Below are 1,079 nucleotides of genomic sequence, written 5' to 3' on the forward strand. Positions count from 1 at the left end.
GCTTTTTGCTTTTTTAAAAATGCTTCTAATTTTCCGGTGGAAAATTTGCCGCATTTTTAAATCGCAAAAATTTTTATACCAAAACGTTGGCAATAATGAAAGAAAACCTCGAACAAGAATTAAACTATTTAGGTTCAAATATTGAAATAACAGATTTCAATACGATTGAGCGTGGACTAATTTTTTTTTTAAGATTTGAATTAGGAGACCCATTTGAAAACGGAACAAAAGAACGTGTGAATCAAGCAACAAAACGTGCGTCTGAACTGTTTGAAAGCCATTTCGAAAAAGACACAGAATTATACACCATTATTTATGATTTTGGTGACGATATGTTTGCTGAAACGCCAAATCACATTTATGAATTGTTAAAATCGGAAAATATACAAACTCAACAATTTGAGGAGAATCTCGCAACTCGATATTTTGATGACGAAGACAATATTGAGCGAATTAAAGGAAAATTAACAATTTGTAAAGTAGAAAAAAACGGAATTAATTATCAAGAAATATTTAACGGAATTGCAAATACGGAAATGGGATTTTCACCAACAATTCATCAATTAGTGTACTTTTTTCAACCAAAAACTAAAAAATGGTTTTGGATGTATGATGACAGAGGTTGCTTAATGTTTAGTAACGAAACAGATGATTTGAAATCAAACATATTGAAATTTGACAAATGGATTGTTGAATCTCAAAGAGAAGTAATGGAAAAACAATTTGAATAAATCACTATTGCCAACACCGTATAAACTTTATTGCTGGTTTTGGCTCACTTGGGAAATTCCTCCGGAATTTCGCCGTTCGTACTTTATTTACTAAATTCACTGCTTAAACAACGCAACAAAGCTTATACAACAACGTTGTAATTCATTGCTCAGAAAAATCCAAACGCTGAATTGAAACGTGGGGAATATTGAATTTCTTTACTTTTAAATTTAAGAAAACTGAAAATTTGTGGAACACTCTCTCGCTCGTCAAAATTTTTCAAAATTGCGGAATTTAGCAAGTTTGTGAAAATTATGAATTAAGAAAGTTTGCGGAATTTTTACTAGCACAAATATGGAAACGGAATT

1 protein-coding gene is annotated in these 1,079 nt (G+C 30.9%); it reads left to right on the forward strand.

Annotated elements, in window-relative coordinates:
* The first annotated feature begins 95 nt into the window (after window positions 1–95).
* Complete coding sequence (locus tag SHK09_RS15410; RefSeq protein WP_319811681.1) at window positions 96–731, forward strand: DUF3885 domain-containing protein; 636 nt, start codon at window positions 96–98, stop codon at window positions 729–731.
* Window positions 732–1,079: the final 348 nt, after the last annotated feature.

Source organism: Polaribacter sp. PL03 (genome assembly GCF_033875165.1).
Classification (GTDB): domain Bacteria; phylum Bacteroidota; class Bacteroidia; order Flavobacteriales; family Flavobacteriaceae; genus Polaribacter.

Coding starts and splice junctions, on each gene's coding strand:
- SHK09_RS15410 (WP_319811681.1), top strand. CDS start 96: ATGAAAGAAAACCTCGAACAAGAATTAAACTATTTAGGTTCAAATATT.